At 46.1% G+C, this 21,055-nt stretch carries 22 protein-coding genes; 10 read left to right on the top strand and 12 right to left on the bottom strand.

The genetic code is table 11. From position 1 onward, the window contains the following. Positions 1-60: 60 nt before the first annotated feature. The 5 genes from NSQ68_RS07740 to NSQ68_RS07720 form a co-directional block, all read right to left on the bottom strand. Positions 61-1,242 carry a WD40 repeat domain-containing protein gene (locus tag NSQ68_RS07740; RefSeq protein ID WP_342428481.1) on the bottom strand — a complete coding sequence of 394 codons (1,182 nt, stop codon included), beginning with the start codon at positions 1,240-1,242 and terminating at the stop codon, positions 61-63. A gap of 122 nt (positions 1,243-1,364) precedes the next feature. Further along, entirely contained in the window at positions 1,365-2,948 is a 1,584-nt protein-coding gene (locus NSQ68_RS07735) for a HAMP domain-containing sensor histidine kinase (RefSeq protein ID WP_342428480.1), read from the bottom strand. Further along, on the bottom strand, positions 2,945-3,631 hold the full coding sequence (locus tag NSQ68_RS07730) for a response regulator transcription factor (protein ID WP_342428479.1): 687 nt from the start codon (positions 3,629-3,631) through the stop codon (positions 2,945-2,947). The genes NSQ68_RS07735 and NSQ68_RS07730 overlap by 4 nt, the downstream gene beginning before the upstream one ends. Positions 3,632-3,664: 33 nt before the next feature. Beyond that, the gene (locus tag NSQ68_RS07725; protein WP_342429092.1) at positions 3,665-3,796 is read right to left on the bottom strand and encodes a helix-turn-helix domain-containing protein; all 132 of its coding nucleotides are present in this window, start codon (positions 3,794-3,796) and stop codon (positions 3,665-3,667) included. A gap of 117 nt (positions 3,797-3,913) precedes the next feature. Next, the gene (locus NSQ68_RS07720) at positions 3,914-4,186 is read right to left on the bottom strand and encodes a hypothetical protein (protein ID WP_342428478.1); all 273 of its coding nucleotides are present in this window, start codon (positions 4,184-4,186) and stop codon (positions 3,914-3,916) included. A 318-nt stretch (positions 4,187-4,504) separates the two neighbouring features. On the opposite strand from NSQ68_RS07720, the gene NSQ68_RS07715 reads away from it, so the two are divergent. The 7 genes from NSQ68_RS07715 (at position 4,505) to NSQ68_RS07685 (ending at position 11,108) form a co-directional block, all read left to right on the top strand. Further along, positions 4,505-5,206 carry a response regulator transcription factor gene (locus NSQ68_RS07715; protein WP_342428477.1) on the top strand — a complete coding sequence of 234 codons (702 nt, stop codon included), beginning with the start codon at positions 4,505-4,507 and terminating at the stop codon, positions 5,204-5,206. Beyond that, positions 5,203-6,564 (top strand): HAMP domain-containing sensor histidine kinase, encoded by a 1,362-nt coding sequence (locus tag NSQ68_RS07710; RefSeq protein WP_307349024.1) that lies wholly within the window; start codon positions 5,203-5,205, stop codon positions 6,562-6,564. The genes NSQ68_RS07715 and NSQ68_RS07710 overlap by 4 nt, the downstream gene beginning before the upstream one ends. Before the next feature lie 22 nt (positions 6,565-6,586). Next, positions 6,587-7,180, top strand: coding sequence for a PepSY domain-containing protein (locus NSQ68_RS07705; RefSeq protein ID WP_307349022.1), 594 nt, complete (start codon positions 6,587-6,589; stop codon positions 7,178-7,180). 119 nt (positions 7,181-7,299) lie between these two features. Further along, the gene (locus NSQ68_RS07700) at positions 7,300-7,851 is read left to right on the top strand and encodes a PepSY domain-containing protein (RefSeq protein WP_342428476.1); all 552 of its coding nucleotides are present in this window, start codon (positions 7,300-7,302) and stop codon (positions 7,849-7,851) included. 206 nt (positions 7,852-8,057) lie between these two features. After that, the gene (locus NSQ68_RS07695) at positions 8,058-9,068 is read left to right on the top strand and encodes an aminoglycoside phosphotransferase family protein (protein ID WP_307349017.1); all 1,011 of its coding nucleotides are present in this window, start codon (positions 8,058-8,060) and stop codon (positions 9,066-9,068) included. A gap of 18 nt (positions 9,069-9,086) precedes the next feature. After that, complete coding sequence (locus NSQ68_RS07690) at positions 9,087-9,983, top strand: aminoglycoside phosphotransferase family protein (RefSeq protein ID WP_342428475.1); 897 nt, start codon at positions 9,087-9,089, stop codon at positions 9,981-9,983. Positions 9,984-10,229: 246 nt separating this feature from the next. Continuing rightward, entirely contained in the window at positions 10,230-11,108 is an 879-nt protein-coding gene (locus NSQ68_RS07685; protein ID WP_342428474.1) for an arylamine N-acetyltransferase, read from the top strand. Between the two features lie 38 nt (positions 11,109-11,146). On the opposite strand, the gene NSQ68_RS07680 is transcribed toward NSQ68_RS07685, so the two are convergent. Both NSQ68_RS07680 and NSQ68_RS07675 read right to left on the bottom strand, forming a co-directional pair. Beyond that, the gene (locus tag NSQ68_RS07680) at positions 11,147-11,305 is read right to left on the bottom strand and encodes a hypothetical protein (protein ID WP_342428473.1); all 159 of its coding nucleotides are present in this window, start codon (positions 11,303-11,305) and stop codon (positions 11,147-11,149) included. Positions 11,306-11,739: 434 nt separating this feature from the next. Continuing rightward, the gene (locus tag NSQ68_RS07675; protein WP_029516521.1) at positions 11,740-13,635 is read right to left on the bottom strand and encodes a PrkA family serine protein kinase; all 1,896 of its coding nucleotides are present in this window, start codon (positions 13,633-13,635) and stop codon (positions 11,740-11,742) included. Positions 13,636-13,918: 283 nt separating this feature from the next. Here NSQ68_RS07675 and NSQ68_RS07670 point away from each other — a divergent pair, with 283 nt between their 5' ends. Further along, positions 13,919-14,752: a DUF2161 family putative PD-(D/E)XK-type phosphodiesterase gene (locus NSQ68_RS07670; protein ID WP_342428472.1), complete on the top strand. Its 834-nt coding sequence runs from the start codon at positions 13,919-13,921 to the stop codon at positions 14,750-14,752. Between the two features lie 19 nt (positions 14,753-14,771). On the opposite strand, the gene NSQ68_RS07665 is transcribed toward NSQ68_RS07670, so the two are convergent. Further along, a complete protein-coding gene (locus NSQ68_RS07665; RefSeq protein ID WP_340954908.1) occupies positions 14,772-16,025 on the bottom strand; it encodes a PLP-dependent aminotransferase family protein in 1,254 nt (417 codons plus the stop codon). Positions 16,026-16,075: 50 nt separating this feature from the next. Continuing rightward, entirely contained in the window at positions 16,076-16,732 is a 657-nt protein-coding gene (locus NSQ68_RS07660; protein WP_013309442.1) for a response regulator transcription factor, read from the bottom strand. Positions 16,733-17,007: 275 nt separating this feature from the next. On the opposite strand from NSQ68_RS07660, the gene NSQ68_RS07655 reads away from it, so the two are divergent. Together NSQ68_RS07655 and NSQ68_RS07650 are read left to right on the top strand one after the other, a co-directional pair. Beyond that, positions 17,008-17,415, top strand: a complete 408-nt coding sequence (locus tag NSQ68_RS07655; RefSeq protein ID WP_013309441.1) for a hypothetical protein — start codon at positions 17,008-17,010, stop codon at positions 17,413-17,415. Next, positions 17,412-18,479, top strand: a complete 1,068-nt coding sequence (locus NSQ68_RS07650; protein ID WP_342428471.1) for a phosphodiester glycosidase family protein — start codon at positions 17,412-17,414, stop codon at positions 18,477-18,479. The genes NSQ68_RS07655 and NSQ68_RS07650 overlap by 4 nt, the downstream gene beginning before the upstream one ends. 97 nt (positions 18,480-18,576) lie before the next feature. On the opposite strand, the gene NSQ68_RS07645 is transcribed toward NSQ68_RS07650, so the two are convergent. From NSQ68_RS07645 to serC, 3 genes are all read right to left on the bottom strand, one after another. Then, positions 18,577-18,825 carry an AbrB/MazE/SpoVT family DNA-binding domain-containing protein gene (locus NSQ68_RS07645; RefSeq protein ID WP_013309439.1) on the bottom strand — a complete coding sequence of 83 codons (249 nt, stop codon included), beginning with the start codon at positions 18,823-18,825 and terminating at the stop codon, positions 18,577-18,579. 375 nt (positions 18,826-19,200) lie between these two features. Beyond that, complete coding sequence (gene trmL, locus NSQ68_RS07640; protein WP_023987805.1) at positions 19,201-19,665, bottom strand: tRNA (uridine(34)/cytosine(34)/5-carboxymethylaminomethyluridine(34)-2'-O)-methyltransferase TrmL; 465 nt, start codon at positions 19,663-19,665, stop codon at positions 19,201-19,203. A 239-nt stretch (positions 19,666-19,904) separates the two neighbouring features. Continuing rightward, positions 19,905-20,996, bottom strand: a complete 1,092-nt coding sequence (gene serC, locus NSQ68_RS07635) for a 3-phosphoserine/phosphohydroxythreonine transaminase (protein ID WP_342428470.1) — start codon at positions 20,994-20,996, stop codon at positions 19,905-19,907. Positions 20,997-21,055: the final 59 nt, after the last annotated feature.

Raw genomic sequence — 21,055 nt, 5'->3', positions numbered from 1 at the left:
ATCAATAGCCAGCCTACATTTAAAAAGGCGCATTCCGAACATACGGATATGCGCCTTTTACTACTTTTCCTTAAATTCGACGATATAGCTTTGATTGAGCTGTTTTCCACCTTCCGAAATATTCTGGTACATGGATAAAAACCGGGCGGATGGGCTCCATACCGTTGGGCTGTCATAGGATTGGATATTGGTCGTAACCGGAGTGGTTTTACCCGTGGACTGGTCAAATACATACAGCCCTCTCATGCCTTGCTGATCCTCATCATAGATGGAAAAAGCAAGCTTGGACCCGTCGCTGGACCAGCTTCCACGGCTCATTAAAGTACCTTGACCGACAATTCCTTTCTCTTTGCCCTGTTCATCCAAAATGATCATACGGGCTGGTTCGGATGTATTCCATTTCCGCTTTTCAATGGCGATAGACTTACCGTCAGGCGACACGGCAAAGGACATGGCACCCTCTGCAATGGTCACAGCCTGAGGATGATTAAGGGTGAACCGATTCAGCACTGGATACCCTTGTTTATCACTGCCTGTATAAAATATGGCGTTACCCACTTTTTCAACATGAGACATCAATTCAGAGCGATTCGGATCTTGAAAATTCAATTCTTCAGCTTTGCCGTCGAGACCAATCAGCTGGATTTTACCATCCGGTGTGCCTGTAATGAGATGATTCTCATCGCTCCAACTCACTTCATTAGTCATATCCAGCTTGCCAATCGATGTAAGCTTACCACTGCTTAGTTCCAAAATGTAGCCTTGAATATCATATTTGTTGCTGGTGCTACCTTCAGTAAAAAAGACATGGCGCTGATCCGGTGATACCACAGCAAGTAACTGTGGAGCCTTACGACCTGGTGTTAAAATCCGCTCCTTGTCTGTCTCTACATTATGAATCCACAGCTGGGTTTTACGCTCCACAATCAGCTCTTCGTCGCTCAGCCAAGACCTCGCGTAGACATCCCCCAGCCTGTCGATAGACGATACCACCAGCTCGTCCGTTACTTGCTTCTGGGCTGCATCCGTGTCAATCACAGTAAGCTGTTGGCCCGGTTTCATACCGAATGCTGGATTTGTCTCTCCTGCGCTCTTCATGCCGCAACCGCTGAGCAATCCCCCGGCGATTAAGCCAGTCATAAGCAGACCCGTGGCTTTCTGTCTAAAAATTCTTGTACGGGAATCTTCGCGATGAGAGGAGCCGTTCTTTTGCCCATAGCTGTCTATGTTTTTCTTTATCATGTACAACGGCCTCCTTGTTAACGATACCCCCAGTTTAATGCCCGAACATCTCATGAATACATCGAATTGTTTCCAATTTGTAAACAAGACACCATTCTAGCCCTGTGCTAACAATCGGCCATTTACAGGGAGCTATCGTGAACCAAGAGGGGAAGTCTAAGCGAAAATTCATTACCACTTACATTCGTATGGCCGTTTCCATTTTCCAACCCACTATGATCTGAAGCTGTAAGCTGCAACTCTCCCCCCATACGCTCCGCCAGTCTGCGCGCCAGAGGAAGACCAAGTCCCGTACCGCTGTCCTGACGAGATCGATCACGACTTAAGGTAGCGAACGGCTCAAAAATCATGTCCCATTGCTCCCTAGGAATCCATGGACCGGAATTACGTATATACACAATCACAGTGTCCTGTTCTACCCGATTCGATAACATAACCCATCCACCGTCCCGATTGTACTTTACTGCATTATCCAGTAAATTCAGTACAATATGCATCAGATGCTTAGGATCTCCCCACACCTTGGCAGGAACGGTTTCTATCGAAAAATTCAGTCTACGCGCTGCTGCTTTTCCTCGAATACGGCTCCCTGCATCTTCCAGTAACGAATGCAATTCCACAGCCTCCGTATGCAATTCAAAATCATATTTATCCAGCACAGATAGCCGCAGCGAGTCCTCGACAAGCTCGTACAACCGTTTTGTTTCCTTACTGATGCTTTCTCTCGCTTCACGCATCAGTTCAGGATCATCCCCATACATATCCAGTAAATCAGCATAAGCTTGAATAGAGGTTAACGGGGTCTTTAGTTCATGACTGATATTTCCAATAAAAGATTTTTGCTGCTGCTCTAGCTCTCTCAAACGCTGAACCGCTTCTTCCAGCCGAAGCTTTTCGTTTTCCAGCGCGGTAATGCTCTCCTGGATCACATGGCTCATCTGGAGCATTCCTTCATCCAGTCTTCCCAGCTCATCCTGCCGCCGCAGCAGTCTAGATTCCGGATAATGCCCTGCCGATATCTGTTCGGAAGCGCGAGTCAATCGTCCGATGTCCCTCGTCTGGCGGCTGACATAGCCTAAACCCAATATAAAGCTCAATACCAGCACCGCCCCCCCCGTCCATAGAAACAAGTGGGCAATGGTCCGGTAGAACTGCTGCTGCGCTTCTGTTGAGCTGTGAAGCTGTACCACTCCCAGTAAGCCGTCCGGACCTTGAAGCGGAGCCAAATAAGTGATTGCGCTTCCTTCCGTAATATACGCAATTTTGCCTTGGATCGCATAGGAGAGCGCCTGGCTGACATCTGTTCTAAAAGCCAGCGGTAGAGAATTGCCAACCTCATGCCCCTGACCATCATATAAAATAACACGCATATTACTGGATACGCCCAGTTCCACTGCGAGCCCAGGTGCCTGCTTCTTCATAAAGTCTTCCGGTGATTGGCGCACTCCCAACAGGTAAGACTGTTTTACACGCATTTCTACAATTTCGGCCTGACGCTTTAAGCTGCGTTCCATTTGATCTGTCTGGTTAGCGCGAATACCAGTAAGCACGAGCCAGCTCAGCACACCGACAGTAAACAGCAGCAAAGCCGCCAGTACCAGCGGAAATTTCCAACGCAGACTCAAGCCTGTAGGTTTGCGTTTGCGCTTCTGTTGGTCGGTGGACCACAAGCTTCCTTGCTGATGGAGTGAATGATGTTCGTTCACGTCATTTTCTCTGCCTTATAGCCGATACCATACACGGTCTGCAATATCGCCTGATGTGGCTCAAGCTTCTTGCGCAAACGCTGAATATGAATATCCACCGTACGCGTTCCGCCCACATAATCGAAGCTCCATACCTGCTCCAGCAGCTCGTCCCGTGTATACACCCTTCCGGCATGAGACACCAACAGCGCCAGCACATCAAACTCCTTGGGGGTCAGATCCAGCGCTATGGCTCCAAGTTCAGCCGTTCGGCTGGACGGACGTACCCGTAATGGGCCGAGTACCACTTCTGTTCCTTCCGGAGCAGGTGCTCCTTCTCGCTCCAGTCTCCGTACCAATGCTTTAATACGAGCGAGCAGCTCCCTCAGATCAAACGGTTTGCTCATAAAATCGTCCGCACCCAGCTCCAGTCCAAGTACCTTATCAACGATATCGTTTTTGGCCGTCAGCAGTAAAATACCGATGCCTTTCCGATTTTCCAAACGGCGGCACACCTCATATCCACCCAGTTTGGGCATCATCACATCCAGTATGAGCACATCCGGATGGAACAAACGTACTTTTTCCAAGGCGTCCTCCCCGTCGACGGCGGTTTCCACCAAAAAACCCTCTCGCTTTAGCGCATAAGCCAGCGCATTTCGAATGCTCGCCTCATCGTCCGCTATTAGTATTTTTTTATCCATGTCCTACCCTCCCAGCATTAAAAAACGCTCCAGCTACCTATGTTCCCGCAAATAATAATGAATCAGACTTGTACGACATATAAACTGCTCACGTGGATCGTTAAAATCAAAATCTGTCATGTCGCGTATCCGTTCCAATCTGTATTTTACTGAGTTACGATGTATAAAAAGATAATTGGCTGTATCTACCAGACTGCCCCTGTTTCCAAATAATAAAATAACGTTTTGAGTAAGTCACTGCCATGTGAGCGATCATATTGCTGAAGTCTCCTCAGCTTGCGTTCAAATACATTTGAAAACTCCTCTTTGTCCATTGCTTCTCCAAGCATATAGTGCATCTCTATATCGCGTATTTGCATACACGTTGATCAGGATACAGCCGCTGCGCTGAGCTACAGTAATGGCACGACGTGCTTCATTGCAGCTTTGCAGCAGCTCCCATAACTTTTTGGCACTTCCGATGCCTAAATAATAATCGGCGGTACCCCGGGCCTTTTCAGTCGACCAGTTTTTCAGCGTATCACTCCAGGACATTTCCTGATCAGAGCCAGGCATGTTCTGGTGATCATTCGGCTAAGAGTCGGCAGAAATAATATCGCCCGATTTGAACGGAACTCAATATGAGACACCCTCCCTGCTTTCGCTTCATTTTATTTTACGCTCCTGGCGACAAAGGGCAAGCCCGCGGCCTGAACTTATGTTACTGCAACTTTCCTCGCGCCATCACTAGACTTTGTCTCTTTTTAATGTCAAGGAAATATGACGCAGTATAAACATCTCTTCCCTTACTGCCTTGCGCTTTGAAGTGTCTTACCTGTCCGTATATGCTAAAATACTTCCGTATCGGCTATTCGCCTACAGGAGGGCATGATCATGAAACAATCTATTTTGATCGTAGAAGACGAAGAGAAGATTGCCCGGCTTCTAGAGATCGAGCTTCAATTTGAAGGCTATCAAGTATGTAAAGAAAAAAACGGAATTGATGGGTTGGAGACGTTTTGCAAAGGCAATTGGGATCTAGTATTGCTGGATATTATGATTCCCGGTCTCAATGGCATCGAGCTACTTCGGAGGATTCGTAAACATGATGCGAACGTTCCTGTCATTTTGCTGACGGCTAAAAGTTCCATTGCAGATAAGGTCGAGGGACTCGATTTGGGAGCCAATGATTATGTTACCAAACCGTTTGTGATCGAAGAGCTGCTTGCACGTGTACGAGCCGCGCTTAGAGTGGGTGCAACGAAAGACATGGCTCCACAAGTGGTGGATCAATGGCTTAGTGCCGGGGATTTACGTCTCCATGAAGGTACTCGTGAAGTTCTTCGAGGAGAGCACAACATTGAGCTTACACCGCGAGAATTTGACTTGCTCGTTCATTTACTTAGACACCAGCGGCAGGTACTTAGCCGTGAACAATTACTGGAAAATGTATGGGGCATAGATTATATGGGTGATACCAATGTGGTCGATGTGTATATTCGCTACGTACGCAATAAAATTGACCCTACGCGCCAGCTCCCTGAGCTGATCCATACTGTACGCGGAATTGGTTATGTTCTGAAGGAATCCTTATGAAGCTACAAAACAAAATTCATACGTATACCTCGTTATTATTCGGGGTTTTACTTGTGGCCATTCATTTCTCAGTCTATTTCCTATTCAGCCAACTTTCGATAGACAGTCGAAAGGACCAGGTAGAGGCCGCAGCAGAGAACATGATTCGTGGGATTCAACGTGCTCCGGTATCCATAGCCGCTGAGGATCTTCTCCGAGCCTATGTACCGCTGGATGGCATGCTTCGGCTGATGAAACCAGAAGGCGACTTTCTTCCTCCTATCACCTCTTCTTCTGAGCAATCTCTTAGCTTGATGAAGGGCGTTTTTGATGAAACACGGCAGGTTCGCATGATTACCTATCAAAGTAACCGTTACATTCTTGTATCGCTCCCCATGATTTGGACCAATGGCGAGGTTGTCAATCTCCAGGTGACCGAAAGTCTGCAACCAACGATGCAGACGCTACAGGTACTCAGAATCGTACTTGTTGCTGTCACTGGAATTGCGCTCATTCCTGTCGTGGTATCGGGAAGACTGCTCGGCAGACTGATCACACGTCCCATTACATCTATGATTAGCACGATGAAAGAAATTCAGCGCAGCGGGAAATTTAAACGTCTTCCGCTCAATTCATCATCACGCGACGAGCTGGTCGAAATGGGGGAAACATTTAACGACATGATTGAACTACTGGAGCGGAATTTCGTCAGGCAAGAACAATTTGTATCTAATGCGTCCCATGAATTAAAGACACCGCTCACTATTATTGAAAGTTATGCTAGCCTGCTCAAACGGCGGGGGTTGCATTATCCCAACATTTTCGCCGAATCCGTTGAAGCGATCCATTCCGAGGCGATTCGAATGAAGGACATGACCGAGCAGCTTCTTCTGTTGGCCAGAAACGAAGAACAATGGAATGTCGTGCTGGAGCCTGTACGCCTGACCAGCATAGCGACAGAATTAAAAGCTACATTTGAAAATGCTTTCGCCCGACAAATTCAACTGGATGTTCAGGCAGAATGCATTGGCTATACCGATGAAAATAAGCTGAAACAGCTCCTATTTATCTTTTTGGATAATGCACTCAAATACAGTGACGAGCCGATATACCTGATGATTGATACCGTGGACGGTACAACTCAACCCTGCATAAGAATCACAGATCAAGGAATTGGAATCCCGGAAGAAAAGTTATCTAAAGTATTCGACCGCTTCTATCGTGTGGATGAAGCCAGAAGCCGCGAGGAAGGTGGGGCTGGGCTAGGCTTATCATTGGCTACAGGAATTGCACAAGCTATACATGCTCAAATTAGGCTAGAAAGTGTAGAGGGAAGCGGAACAACTGCAACGATCATCCTCCCTGCCGTTCCAAAATAATAAGCCAAAGGAGGAAATAACGATGAAAGCCATCTATGTGTGGATGATTGGAGGTACGCTGACGGCTGTATTGATCACCATTTGTCTTTTACAGTGGCCTTGGGCACGGTCGTTAGCAGCTTCTCCATTGGAAGAAAAGGCCGTCATCCAATCCATTTTGCAGCAGTATCCCGGCGAGGTGCTTGAATCTCAACGCTCGGGTGATTTTTATCTGATCAAGCTGGAACACGCTAAAGGCAAGTACGACATAAAGGCCAATGCCTATAACGGTGTCATCGAATCCATTAAGCGGACACAGGCTTATACAGATGCGAAGCAGGAGCCCCAGGACCATAAGCCCGGTACCTCACCAACCAGAGACACATCGAATCCAACTAATAAACCTGACCCAGCTTCTCTCGTCATTACGGAGAAAGAAGCAGCCAAGCTTGCTGCCCAAGCAGTTAACGGAACATCCGATGATATTGAGCTTCATCGCAACGACAAAGGCCTCTACTATCTGGTTGAGGTTGAGGTAAAAGATGGGCGTGAAGCAGTAGTTCAGGTCAATGCAGTATCGGGATCTATCGACTCTATAACTTGGGAAAAAGAAAAACAGAAGCACGACGAATCATGACCATTTGATGTTCATCTCAGCTCATGTTTTCTCATGGTTTTCTCATGATTCTATTATGTTCCTCTCATGTTCAAGAGATAAGCTGTATTCATGCTTATAGCACAAGGAGGAATGATGTAATGAAAAAAAATTATACATTAGGAATCATGGCAGCCACGGTTCTGCTTGGAGTTACGGTTACGGGTGTCTCAGCGAATGCCGTATGGGCCGCTAAACCTACGGGCCTTATTGGAGCGACCGCCGCTGCCAACATTGCCAAGAAAGCTGTGGGGAATAATGCACAAGTTGAAGATGTCGAACTGGAGCGCAAGAACGGAAAAGTCTACTATGAGGTAGATCTCCAACAAGGGGATAAAGATTGGGATATAGATGTTGATGCTTATACTGGGAAAACCATCCGTTCCCATTCTGAGCTTGATCATGACTCGAATGACGAGTCCATCCTTAACAAGCCAAATCACATCACCCTGACTGAAAAGCAGGCTGGACAAATTGCGCTTAAGCACGTACCCGGGAGTACCCTTTTGTCTTCTAAATTGGATAAGGAAGATGGACAGTTCATCTACGAGGTAAAGGTACTCACCAACGAGGGAACCGTTGAGCTTGAAATCCATGCATCATCTGGCGCAATCGTGGATACAGACGAAGATGATGATGACAACGAATATTAATCACCCAGGTCATAATCAGGGTAACTAAATACAGAGTTAATTAAAACGGAGCAGCGAACTTTCGCTGCTCCGTTTTTTTGACCCATGTGACACAGGAAAAGAACGAAGATGGCTCCATAAAACTGCACCTATTATTTCTTCATGAATAGACTGATAACTAACAGAGGATTACCTTGTTCTTCAATCCAAAGTCAAGTGAGGTTCTTATGGCGAAATCCTATACTAAAGCACAGATTCGCAAAATCACCCGTCGTTTCGGCCTGATTCCATTAAAATCAAGCTTAGTCTCATCATTATACCGAAAAAATGCAGTGATCCAGGTGAAAACGAAAAAGGGAACTTATGCATTAAAGCCCTTTAGTCGTACAAAGATGGTCCGTTCAAATACGATTCAACAGATGGAACGAGCTGCGAGCCATATAAGGCTTTTGAAAAAGAGAAAGTATACGTACATGCCCGCATGGCTTCCCATTCATTCCGGCAAGTTATGGACTCTATATCAAGGAACGCCATTTTATGTAAGCCAGTGGATCAAAGGACGGGGACTGGAGACCGCTGAAGATTTCGAAAAACTGGGGCGGGCACTTGCCACACTTCACACCACCTCCACCAGCTTGCATCGGATGGATAAAGGAAAGTCCCCTCCGACCATTCAACAATTGCGGATATGGAAAAACCAGGATCGTCTTTTTCAAAGAAAAATGATAAAAAACAGTCGCCATGATAAAACGTACCGCAACTGGTACAATGCTCACGGCGAAAACTGCAAACGTTTATCCAGGCGAGCATGGAAGGATTTGCAGGATGCATCCATCATAAGGCTGCTTCGGATGGAACATCGGCACCCCTCCTTGATACACAGTGATATCACTACCCCAAATGTCATTATTTCGGATGATGGTCATCTCAAAATCATTGATTGGGATCGGGTTAAGATCGGCTCAGTCTATGCTGATTTGGCAAAGGCCCTTATGAATACGACTCAATTCAATCCTGAATTTGTGCAATCCTTGCTGAAGGGATACCAAAAGCGCAAGCCACTAAGCCGAACTGAACGGAAGATTGTTACAGCTTTATATAAACTACCACGAGAAGCCTGGCATGCTTCCCGACACCCGAACCGTTCAAGAGATCGTGAAATCCTGGACAATTGGGATCAGTCGTGGCCTCTTCGATTACAAATCATCCATATTTTGCAGGAGTGGGCTCATGTATAAAAGAAAGTGAGGAGCAAAATGTCGATTTTATCGAACGTTGAGCAGATGTATGGAATCAAAATTCAGCGTACCCGTCAAATGAAGGACATCCACAAGATTGAGACCGCTAATACGACCTATTGCTTAAAACCCTACAAATTTCCGGAAGAAGAGATCCGTTTTATTACACGTGTCTTGTCCTACCTGGATGAGCGCGGGTTTACACGCAGCCAAAAGGTCTATCCAACAGTACAACAAACGGCTTACATGTCCTATGAAGGTGTTTCGTATACATTAACCAATTGGGTTCATGGACTCAGACCAGAATTCACAAAAAGAATAGACTTCAAAAAGGGAATTGCTACTTTAGCCAAATTCCATTCCAGTGCCGTGGGCTTTCCTATCACTGAAGCTCCGTCATCCAGAATCCGTTATGAAGGCTTGAGCGATGAAATAGCTGGATACAAAAAACGCCTCATCCCATACAGAGGCACAGCACATCTCGTAGCTCTTTGTGAAGAAGTGTCCCATCGCCTACAGCAGCCCAAAGTTAGAGAAGCAATTGCTCAGGAGCAAAAAGCCGCCGCATTTATACACGGCGACTATAATTATCCCAATCTGATTAAAGACAAACAGCTCAAAATCCATTTGATCGACTTTGAAAATTGCTCCCTGCATGTAAGGATGAAAGATCTCTCCCATCTTCTTCATCGGAATTGTCTTTGGAATGGTACAAAGATGCTGCGCGCGATAGATTACTATCAACGATATCGTCCATTGAGCACCCATGATTTGCATCTGCTTCACGCACTATTGATCTCTCCCTATCATGTGGTCCGCAATATCAGAATAGGCGGCTTCCGTTCCGCCAAGCGAGTCATTCCGTCATTCGTGCATTTGAACAAATACCGACGTGAACTTAGATCACTATTATAATCTGTCAGCTTGGAATTAAATAAAAAAACAGACCCGATGAAACGGTCTGTTTTTTTGTTTTCTGACAACAACTACAGGAAAAGCGCATGCCGCTAAAGCCAATCGACTTGCTAACTGTACCGGTACAACCAAAAATTTATAGCATTGTAAACAGCATCCCCCCCTTCTACAATGATGCTAAGACTCAATGCTCAATGGTTTCGAGAAGGGAATTTGGGAAACTAACAACAATAGAGGTGATTGTACATGTACACCATGACAAAAGAAGAAATAAAAGCTTATTTAAACAGAATCGGAATTCCTGAAATTCAGCCTCCTACCCTTTCCTATTTAGTTGAGCTGCATAAGGCCCATGTAAAACATCTTTCATGGCAAACATTGGACATTTTTGCAAGGAAGCCGGCAGCCATCGGTTTTCAAGAATCTATTCAACTCATTCTACATGGGAGAAGTGGTTATTGTTTTCATCTGAATGGTGCCTTTAGTGCACTACTATATTCACTAGGGTACAAAGTTTCTCTGCATCGTGCCGGGGTACAACCTCTGGGAGCTGAACCACGCATTAATTCATTTCATCTTGGACTAACAGTGAACTTGCTAAATGAGCATCATGAAGATGAAGTATGGATTGTTGATGTCGGGCTGGGCGATATGCCATATGAGCCTCTTCCACTCCGTATGGGAACTTATGAACAGGCCCCTCTTCATTATAAAGTCATGGAATCCGGGGTTGTTACAAAAGGTTGGCGCTTAGAGCATGACTCGCTTGCTTCATTTGTTGGCGTTGATTTTGCCCCTGCAGTTGTTCAGGATTTGGAAGAATTCATGCCGAAACATCATTTCTATAGCCGCTCAGCGGAATCTCCATGGTTTAACCTATTTCTGATTCGGCAAAGGCAAGCATTAGAGGCGAATGAACTCAGAGGATGTATTTGGAAAAAACGCGGGCTACACGGTTTGGAAAAAATAGAGCTGGATAAGAAATCGCAGTGGCTGGAAGTGTTAGCAGATGTATTTGGCGAGCCGCTCGTTAACTACAGTCACCAGGAACGGGACGAGTTATGGAAAAGAGTACTTGCGGCTCATATAGAATGGAAAAAGTCTATGACTGAATCGTTACAATAGTGAAGTCTCCAACGTAAGGATAGCCTTCAAGCCACATCTTACACCTTTAACATTTCCGAGGAGTGCTGCAGCATTCCCAATTCCTTCACCATGTTTTCGATCAGCTTCGTGAACGAAGCCAATTCCTCTGAGCTGAAAGCCTGTTGCCAGGCACTTGCTGTTGTGGCAGCTGTTTCGGATTGCACACTGTCAAGCACAGGAGCAAATCCAGCACCTTGCGCTGAATTTGCTCCTGTGCTTGCTTCGAATTAGATGCAAACTTGCGCACCTCCTGTGCCACAATTTGAAACCCGCGTCCTGCTTCCTACGCATGGGCTGCCTCAATCGCCGCATTCAGTCCCAGCAGATGAGTCTGATCGGACAGTTCCCGGATTGTACCGCTCATCTGCTCAATATGCTTAATCTCGTCACTCAAATGCTGTACCAATTCCTCTGTATGTTCCTGCGAAGAAGCAATATTGCAGGCACTCTCCGCTGCCTAATGATACTAAAAAAAGAATTCGACAGCACCTGACCCCCCCTGTGCTTGCCGAATTCCCTCTGAAACACGTTTATCGGAACCTCACAACTGTGTGGCACCATCCAGATCAATCCATAGTTTCACCATGCTGTACTTATTTATTATTTCGTCTTACCGATTCAGGAGGCTACCTACATACCTCAACAGATCGTTAGCGCTGGCTCCTGTGTAGCCATGCTCCTCAATCAGTCGTTTAATCACCTCATTCATCCGTTTGAGCTGATTAGCATCAGGCGTTTTGGTTGAAGTCGTAATCTTCACAATATCCTTCAAATCGGCGAACAGCTTCTTCTCAATGGCTTCTCGCAGCCGATCATGATGATGATACTCAAACTTCCGTCCCTTGCGAGAATACGCAGAAATACGGATTAATATTTCTTCACGGAATGCCTTTTTCGCATTTTCCGATACCCCGATTTGCTCCTCAATAGAGCGCATGAGCCGCTCATCCGGGTCGAGTTCCTCATCTGTGAGCGGATCGCGAATTTTCGCCCAATTGCAAAAAGCTTCGATGTTATCCAAATAGTTGTCAAACAGTGTCTTGGCTGATTCCTCGAAAGAGTACACAAAGGCCTTCTGCACTTCTTTTTTCGCCAATTCGTCATATTCCTTACGAGCCACGGAAATGAAATTCAGATAGCGCTCCCGTTCTTCCTTTGTGATGGAAGCATGTTGATCCAGACCATCCTTAATTGCTCGTAAAATGTCCAGGGCATTGATGGATTCCACATTTTGCTTAATCAATGCACTAGAAATGCGATTAATGACATACCGCGGGTCTACCCCGGACATACCTTCCTCCAGAAACTCACTTTGCATTTCTTTCAGATCGGCTTCCTTGTATCCTTCGACCTCTTCACCGTCATACATGCGCATCTTTTTGACCAGATCCATCCCCTGTTTCTTCGTCTCCTTCAAGCGGGTAAGCACGGAGAAAATGGCAGCCGTTCGCAGCGCATGAGGCGCAATATGGATATGTCTCATATCACTTTGTTTAATGAGCTTGGCGTAAATCTTTTCTTCTTCAGACACCTTCAGGTTATAAGGAATCGGCATTACAATCATCCGTGATTGCAACGCCTCGTTCTTTTTGTTTGCAATGAAACTTTTATACTCGGATTCATTGGTGTGAGCCACGATCATCTCATCTGCACTGATGAGCGCAAACCGCCCGGCCTTGAAATTCCCCTCTTGGGTCAGAGAAAGCAAATTCCATAAAAACTTCTCATCGCATTTCAGCATTTCCTGAAACTCCATCAGTCCACGATTTGCTTTGTTCAATTCTCCGTCAAATCGATACGCACGCGGGTCGGATTCCGAACCATACTCCGTAATCGTGGAAAAGTCGATGCTGCCCGTCAAATCAGCAATATCCTGTGACTTCGGATCAGAAGGGCTGAACGTACCAATACCAATCCGGTTTTCTTCCGATATAAACACCCGCTCCACGCGGACCTTTTCAATATCGCCATCAAATTCTGTGCGCAATCTCATCTGGCAGGATGGGCAGAGATTACCTTCAATCCGTACACCCAGCTCCTTTTCAAAATCGGGACGCAGCTCATGGGGAATCAGATGAAGCGGGTCCTCGTGCATCGGGCAGCCTTCAATCGCGTATACGGCTCCCTGATCCGTTCTCGAAAATTTCTCCAAGCCACGTTTTAGCAACGTGACCAGTGTCGATTTTCCCCCACTGACAGGTCCCATCAAAAGAAGGATACGCTTGCGCACATCGAGTCGCCTGGCTGAGGAATGGAAATATTCCTCCACCAACTTTTCCAGCGCTCGGTCCAGTCCAAAGATCTCCTGCTCAAAAAATTTATATCGCTTATGTCCCCCAACCTCTTCTACACCAAAAGATTCAATCATCTTGTAAACCCGTGCATGAGCTGTCATCGCCGGCGTCGGGTCTTTCTTGAGTATCTCAATATACTCTCTAAAAGTGCCGCTCCAGGCCAGACGGTTGTTTTCCGCCCGGTACTCCGCAACGCGTTCAAAAATATTCATGCTCGGTTCCTCCCATGACTGCGTAATGACTATCCTCCACTCCTGATGATTATGGCTACACTCGTCACGCCTTTCAGGATATGATGCAATCCCCTTAAAAAAAGTGTAATACATACCTATGCAGATTGATTTCAGAATTGACCTATTTTTTGTGACAGGTCTCTCTGCTTTTTCGAAAAAACCAAGGGATATACTGTGCTAAAATATACAACAACGACGCGGACCTGACGCATTATGGTACAATATAAGCTCGGAATAATGGGATAAAGGAGCGGAAGAAGTCATGGCGGTTCGGCATGAGACGGAGCTGTACGCTCCGGTGAAAGCCTTTTTTGAGAGCTTGGGATATGAAGTCAAAGGAGAGGTGCGCAACTGCGATTTGGTGGGTATCAAGCCAGGGCAACAGACACCACTGATTGTGGAGATCAAAAAGACGTTTAACCTGGCGCTTGTGCTGCAAGGCATGCAGCGTCTGAAACTAAGCAGCAATGTATATGTGGCTGTAGAACGGAATCGTGCCAAAAAAGGGGCCGTGAATCAGCGCTGGAACGAGCTGGTCGGACTGTGCCGCCAGTTAGGACTTGGCTTGCTTACCGTCACCCATTTCAAAACGAAGCCGCCGCTCGTTGAGGTACTGTGTAAGCCTGCGGTACCTAGCGACAATGCCCGCAATGCAGCAGCGGTACGCCCGGGCTCGCGCAAGGAAAAGCTACTGCGGGAATTTCACGCACGCAGCGGTGACCACAATACTGGCGGCAGCACCCGACGCAAGCTGGTCACTGCCTATCGGGAAAAAGCGCTGCGCGTAGCGGCAGCCTTGCAGAGCTTGGGGGAAGCCGCTCCGGCGCAGCTCGCTCGCATAGCAGCCGTCAGCACAGCTGCTGCCGTGCTTCAGCATAACTACTACAGCTGGTTTGAGCGCGTATCCCGCGGCCGCTATCGACTGACTCCGTTTGGCGAAGCTGCCTTGGGCGAGTATGCGGCAGTACTGCAAGAACATGGCATTAAAACAACCGCTGGAATGGACGCAGAGCTTGACGAGGACAGTGGACAGCGCCAGATTGCGGAAGCGCCAATCACTTACTCCACCATTGCTGCAGAAACGGAGGATGACTGACATGGGGCGATGGTTTTTGCTAGCTCCGCGCAGTAAATTCACTAATCGTCTCACCGATCAGATTCATGCCCATAAGCAATTGCTCACGGCCCGGATGGCTAAAATTGAGGCGAATATGAGACGCGCCTTCACTGCCAACCGCACATAGCGCACCAGGCATAAAGGCTACACCTTTGGGTAACGCCGCCTTTAGTAGCAATGCGCTGTCCAGCCCCTCGGGCAACTGCACCCATACATACATGCCACCGGACGGAATATGATACGTCACGTCTTTCCAAAACGGACGCTTGAGCAACTCCAAGATTAATTGAAGTCGAGTCGAATATTCCTTATTCAGCATCGCTAAGTGCTCGTGCCATTGAAAACGCGAGCTGGTCAACAATTGGAACAACAGTCGTTGGTTCATCGTACTGGATTGCATATCAGCCAGCTGCTTCAAGGCGTACATTCCTTCAATCAGCGGCGCAGGACCAGCAGCCCAACCCGTTCTCAGCGCCGGAGCAACTGTTTTATTGAACGAACCGATATAGAGCACTTGACCGCCCTGACCCGCATGATCCAGCGCAAATAGTGAGGGGTAAGTCTCTGCAAATTTTCGACTCTGACCATGCGGACTCTTATCATGGGACTCATTTTTTTGCTTCAAATGCAATTCACCATAAGAATCATCCTCAACTACCAGTACCTCATGATGCCTGCACAGATCCAAAATTTCCTGCCGCCTAGCCGCGCTCCACAAGGAGCCCGTCGGGTTCGTAAACGTTGGCGTGGCAAAAAAAAGCTTGGGTCGATAACGGATCATTAAAGCTTCAAGCTTATCAGGAATGACACCTTCCCCATCTGATTCTACAGGAACGACCTGCGCACCCTGCATAGATAGCACTTGTAAACATCCAGGAGATGTAGGGTTTTCGACCAATACCGGATCACGCTCATCCACCATCAGTCTTATGATCAGGTCAATGGCCTGCTGACTGCCTGTGGTGAGAAGGATTTGACCTGGTGGTACTCTTACTCCTTTACGCTGTTCCCACTCACCCGCAAGCCATGCTCGCAAAGGGAAATAGCCCTCCGGTTCACCATACTGGAGGGCATCAGGGCCGGAGCCAAACACATCATGGGCCGCTTCTTCCAGCAACTTCACCGGAAACAGCTCTTGTGCAGGTAATTCTTCAGCCAAAGATATAAAGGAGTGTCTTCTCGCATTTTCCCGGATATGACGCACTGGAGAAGCCAACATCGCAGCCGTTCGTGAAGCAAAGGAATATTGCATGAACATCCTCCTTCTCCTGAAAAATAGGTCATGATCTCCGGGCTGACGCATCAGGCATATAGCTGCTTCCTCTGACGCGCATATAAGGCATAACGTTCAATCGCCTGCGCCCGGCTGGACACGCCTAATTTTGCATAAATTTTACGTAGATAATTATCAATGGAGCGCCGGCTAACTTCGATCTCGATAGCAATTTTGTCATATGTAATTCCTTGTACAATACGTTCCATAATAAACACTTCGGTTTGTGTCAATTCGTCAAAAGGCTCGGATGCCATTAACGGCATAAAGGGCCAGTTTCCATACCGAATCCAATCCATCGGCAAGGAAGCAAATCCTTCGCGTAAACCGTTGATCAGATGGATTAACTGGCTCGGTGATGCCTGTTTGGATAACATTCCATTTGCTCCGAGCGAAATTAGCTGCTGAAACAAAGTAATATTATCCTCATCCGTCATAATAACAATATGGCTGTCCGGAGACAAGGCCCGCATTTGTGTCAAAAATGGTTCCGCCGTTCCCTCAGGCAACCTGTAGTCCATTAAAATGATTTCCGGTCGAATGGAGCAAGCCAGCTCCAAGCCTTCCGTTCCGGAGGAAGACATCCCTCTGACAAGCAAATCCTGCTGGTCTTCCAAAATAAGCTTTGTTCCCAGCATACTTGTAGGATGGATATCTATGATGACCACCTGCCATACTTTTCTCATATCTAAACCTCCTGATTTTACAAAAAAATACATAGTTAGTAGCGAAAATAATCCTAAAACTGGTGATTGCATATGTAGAAATTGCGCGAATGTGAACGTATAGGAAGCGAAAAACGTTTAAGGAAATTGTATCCTAGGACTTCCTTCCGATGCAATCTCTTTTTCCAATATTTTTATACGACTATTTCGCTTTTGCGAAATAAATAGGCCCATGATAGAATTGGTACTGCAAATAATGACTGGAAATTTGACTTTACACGGGAGTTGAAAATCGTATGCAAGCTTCACCTGAACGCCCTCCTGCCGAAGCTCGGCGGAGCAATTCAAGAAAGGGGTTACCCGTAAAGGCTTTTCTGCTATTTTGGTTCATTCTTATTATACTAGGTGCTCTCGCAACCTATCTGTATAGCAATCACTTGAAGCAGCAAATGCTAAACGAGATGCAAACCCATACAGACCAACAGATTCAAGCACTCAAATCTGACTATGAAAAGCAACTGACTGCTCTTTCCAAGGAAGTTAGCGGATTGCAAGGCAAAGTCCAGTCCTTCAATGAACTACTGACCTTTACGAAGGATAATGCAAACAATAAGACCGATAACAGCAATAAACTGTATACTCAATTAAACGAAGTCAAGCAGCAACTCAATACACTTCAGAAAAAAATGGACTTGCTAAAATGAATGTAGACGCAAAACAAGTGAACCGGTTCTTTATGTTGGCCCTTGCTCCTTTTATCGGTTTGTTGGGGTGTATTTTGTTAGTGCATCCCTCATTGAGCTTTCCTGGGTCTACTTCTTCAAGTCTGCAAAAAGCTGAAGTCACTCTACAAACGCAATCCGTAGGCAAGCAGCTTGATGAAGCCAAGCAAACGGCAACGTACACCTTATCTACAATTCGCCGGACTTCTGAGCTATACAAGCAAACGACCCAAACGATGAATCAGCTTGTCGTGACTGCCTCTACGCAGTCCAAGCGGCCCGCGGTCATCTATGATCGACGCATCACCGCCAAACTGGGGGTTCCCTATGAGCGGGTAGATAGCAACCGGATTACTATTGAATTGTTTAAGGTAAACCCGGGAATTTATCATGGCTACGCTATGAAGATCAAACTTAAAGATCCTACTGCTATGAAAATGTCTTTGGGAAGTGACAAATTGGGTGGCTCCGAAACCACCATGCGTGCAGTCTTGAGACACGGAGCTATTGCAGGCATCAATGCAGGCGGCTTTGCGGATGGAGACGGCAAACGCTATCCATTAAGCACTACTGTCTTGAATGGCCACTACCTTACTGGCTTTCAGTCCAGTTTTAAGGATTTATCCTTCGTCGGATTGAGTAACGATGGCAAGCTTATCGGTGGCAAATTTTACAGTCAAGGTGCTCTTGACAGCTTAAAGCCTACCTTTGGGGCTACCTTCGTTCCCGTTCTGCTGCAAAAGGGACAAAAAATGCCTATTCCTGACAAATGGAAAGTCTCCCCCAAGCGGGCCCCACGTACGGTCATTGGCAACTATAAAGATGATCAGTTGCTCATTATTGTCGTAGACGGCTACAATGAAAGCGGGGGTTCGGGCGCGACGCTCGAAGAACTGCAAGGAAAAATGTACAATCTAGGTGTTCAAGATGCCTATAATTTGGACGGAGGCGGTTCCTCGTCGCTTATACTTAACGGTCGAGTCGTAAACAAACCGTCAGATGGTAATTTGCGCCCAGTCCCTACTCATTTTTTGTTCTATAAATAGCTATGTGTAGTCTGCTACCAAATTAAATATGCTGCCGACGCACGGCTCTATCCGAAAAAAAGCATCACGAACGAATGTCGTGATGCTTTTGCCTCATTTAGGAGGAATACTGTGTCATTTCTGTCAGGCATTGAGCGCAAATATAACGGTCTTTGAAATCGTTCACTTGTTCTACTGACCCGCAGAATACACATTTGGGACGGTAACGCTCCAAAATAATGTGGTCACCCTGAACCAAAATTTCGACAGGATCTCCCTCATTCATTTGATATCTTTTACGCAGTGACTTAGGCAAAACTATTCTCCCCAGCTGATCAACTTTACGTACCACACCGGCAGGTTTCATCGTGATCGTACACCTCTCCTATTGAGTAATAACTTACAATTTCTTACCATGCGAAAAACTAGGTACAAAGACACTATTCTTTATGTAGTATTCGCTGTCTTTTTGTCGAATCCTGCTGATCACAGGAAATTTTATTACATTTTTTCATAAAATCATGAACCATATCAAAGTATGGTACAGAATGTCTATAATATTTTTATCGACCGTAAAGCCAATTATCATTAGCCCTAGTTGAGAAATTTCGCAAATTTTTGACCATACAAGCTTGATTTAAGCTCCACTGTCATGTACTTTTGAGCAATAAAAGTGAAACTTTTATTAGCAACTAAGGTCCTGGTTCTTTATTCGCATTTATACTTGTTCACCTGATGCTCTTTATGATAAATCCGGAAAATCCATTTGTCTCAGCGCTTCATATACGATAATTGCAGCGGAATTCGACAAGTTTAGAGATCTTACTTTATCAGACATAGGCATCTTGATACATGTATCTGGATTAGCAGCTAACAATTCAGGAGGCAAACCTTTCGTTTCCTTACCAAATACCAAAAAGTCTCCATCCTGAAATGCAATATCACTATACCGCTGATTTGCTTTGGTCGTCGCATAAAAAAAGCGACCTTCCTGGTATTTCTCCTGCACTTCAGCAAAAGACTCGTGATATTCAATGTGGACAGCGTACCAATAGTCAAGTCCGGCGCGTTTTAACGTGGCATCGTCGGTACGGAAGCCGAGTGGCTTCACCAGATGCAGATGAGTTCCGGTTGCAGCACACGTTCTGGCAATATTCCCTGTGTTAGCCGGGATTTCCGGCTCGACAAGCACAATATGTAATGGCATCTCGTTTCGTTCCCTTCATCATTAAATTCATCAGACAAATAACCTACAGTTTAACCAAAGTGTATACATTGAAAACATACACATTCTTTTATTTTAACAAAATCAGACAGATATGAACATCAAACGACAAAAATTTCAACCCACACCACTAAAAGCCTTCCCCTATACACATTCAGGGAAGGCTCTACATTTACTTTTTCGATTTCAAATATCGTGTATCGAAATATATGTCGACGTAATCAACTGTTACGTTGCTTGAATCCGTCCATAAACTCGGCTAATGCTTGACAGTTCTCCAATGGAACAGCATTGTAGATCGAAGCGCGAAGCCCTCCTACACTGCGATGTCCCTTCAGTCCGATGAACCCGGCCTGTTCGGATTCCTTAATAAATTGTTTTTCCAGATCCTCATTCGCGAGGCGGAAGGTTACATTCATGATAGAGCGATCAGCGCTGTCCACACAACCACGATAGAAGCCTTCGCTACTGTCAATACGGTCGTATAGCAAAGCAGCCTTCTGCTGGTTCACACGCTCAATACCTTCCAAACCGCCTTCTTCCTGAATCCATTTCAGCACTTCATTCACCATGTATATGGCAAAGGATGGGGGAGTATTGTAGAGAGAGTTATTTTTTTCATATGTGCTATAACGCAACATCGTAGGAATATTGTCCGGTGAGGAAGCCAGCAACTCTTCACGGGCAATCACGACCGTCACACCAGAAGGTCCCAGATTTTTTTGTGCGCCAGCATAAATCAATCCAAATTGAGTAACATCAAAAGGCTTGCAAAAAATATCACTGGACATGTCCACAATCAATGGTACGGAACCCGTATCCGGGAATTGCTTAAATTGTGTACCTTCAATCGTTTCGTTGGACGTCATATGCACATAAGCAGTATTCTCAGGCAAGTCCAAGGAATCCACATTCGGAAGACGCATGTACTTCTCATCAGCGGAGGATGCAGCAATATGAGCCTTGCCCAGTAGCTTGGCTTCTTTATATGCCTTGTCCGACCAGCTACCTGTCATTACATAGCTTCCAGTCTGTCCTTCGCGCAAGAAATTTAAAGGCAGCATTGCAAACTGCGTACTTGCGCCCCCTTGTAAGAATAACACCTTGTAGCCTTGTGGATTGCCCAGCAGAGACAACAAGCGTTGCTGCGCCTCATTATGAACAGATTCATACACAGCTCCACGGTGGGACATCTCCATGATCGACATCCCTGTTCCCTGGAAATCTACGAATTCAGCTTGTACACGTTCCAGTACTTTGAGCGGCAATGCCGCTGGTCCCGCATTAAAATTGTAGGCTCTCTTACTCAACAATTTCCCATCCCTTCTCTACTCTGGTGTGGATATTATCGCTATGATAGCAGTATTCATAA

Origin of the sequence: Paenibacillus sp. FSL L8-0158, from assembly GCF_038592965.1 — a bacterium.
Lineage (GTDB): Bacteria > Bacillota > Bacilli > Paenibacillales > Paenibacillaceae > Paenibacillus > Paenibacillus polymyxa_D.
This window is presented reverse-complemented; position numbering and strand designations above follow the sequence as displayed.

Bases quoted from the DNA above. Each gene is read 5' to 3' on its own strand.
- NSQ68_RS07740 (WP_342428481.1), bottom strand. From the start codon at position 1,242: ATGATAAAGAAAAACATAGACAGCTATGGGCAAAAGAACGGCTCCTCT.
- NSQ68_RS07730 (WP_342428479.1), bottom strand. From the start codon at position 3,631: ATGGATAAAAAAATACTAATAGCGGACGATGAGGCGAGCATTCGAAAT.
- NSQ68_RS07720 (WP_342428478.1), bottom strand. From the start codon at position 4,186: ATGCCTGGCTCTGATCAGGAAATGTCCTGGAGTGATACGCTGAAAAAC.
- NSQ68_RS07715 (WP_342428477.1), top strand. From the start codon at position 4,505: ATGAAACAATCTATTTTGATCGTAGAAGACGAAGAGAAGATTGCCCGG.
- NSQ68_RS07710 (WP_307349024.1), top strand. From the start codon at position 5,203: ATGAAGCTACAAAACAAAATTCATACGTATACCTCGTTATTATTCGGG.
- NSQ68_RS07705 (WP_307349022.1), top strand. From the start codon at position 6,587: ATGAAAGCCATCTATGTGTGGATGATTGGAGGTACGCTGACGGCTGTA.
- NSQ68_RS07700 (WP_342428476.1), top strand. From the start codon at position 7,300: ATGAAAAAAAATTATACATTAGGAATCATGGCAGCCACGGTTCTGCTT.
- NSQ68_RS07695 (WP_307349017.1), top strand. From the start codon at position 8,058: ATGGCGAAATCCTATACTAAAGCACAGATTCGCAAAATCACCCGTCGT.
- NSQ68_RS07690 (WP_342428475.1), top strand. From the start codon at position 9,087: ATGTCGATTTTATCGAACGTTGAGCAGATGTATGGAATCAAAATTCAG.
- NSQ68_RS07685 (WP_342428474.1), top strand. From the start codon at position 10,230: ATGTACACCATGACAAAAGAAGAAATAAAAGCTTATTTAAACAGAATC.
- NSQ68_RS07675 (WP_029516521.1), bottom strand. From the start codon at position 13,635: ATGAATATTTTTGAACGCGTTGCGGAGTACCGGGCGGAAAACAACCGT.
- NSQ68_RS07670 (WP_342428472.1), top strand. From the start codon at position 13,919: ATGGCGGTTCGGCATGAGACGGAGCTGTACGCTCCGGTGAAAGCCTTT.
- NSQ68_RS07665 (WP_340954908.1), bottom strand. From the start codon at position 16,025: ATGCAATATTCCTTTGCTTCACGAACGGCTGCGATGTTGGCTTCTCCA.
- NSQ68_RS07660 (WP_013309442.1), bottom strand. From the start codon at position 16,732: ATGAGAAAAGTATGGCAGGTGGTCATCATAGATATCCATCCTACAAGT.
- NSQ68_RS07655 (WP_013309441.1), top strand. From the start codon at position 17,008: ATGCAAGCTTCACCTGAACGCCCTCCTGCCGAAGCTCGGCGGAGCAAT.
- NSQ68_RS07650 (WP_342428471.1), top strand. From the start codon at position 17,412: ATGAATGTAGACGCAAAACAAGTGAACCGGTTCTTTATGTTGGCCCTT.
- NSQ68_RS07645 (WP_013309439.1), bottom strand. From the start codon at position 18,825: ATGAAACCTGCCGGTGTGGTACGTAAAGTTGATCAGCTGGGGAGAATA.
- trmL (WP_023987805.1), bottom strand. From the start codon at position 19,665: ATGCCATTACATATTGTGCTTGTCGAGCCGGAAATCCCGGCTAACACA.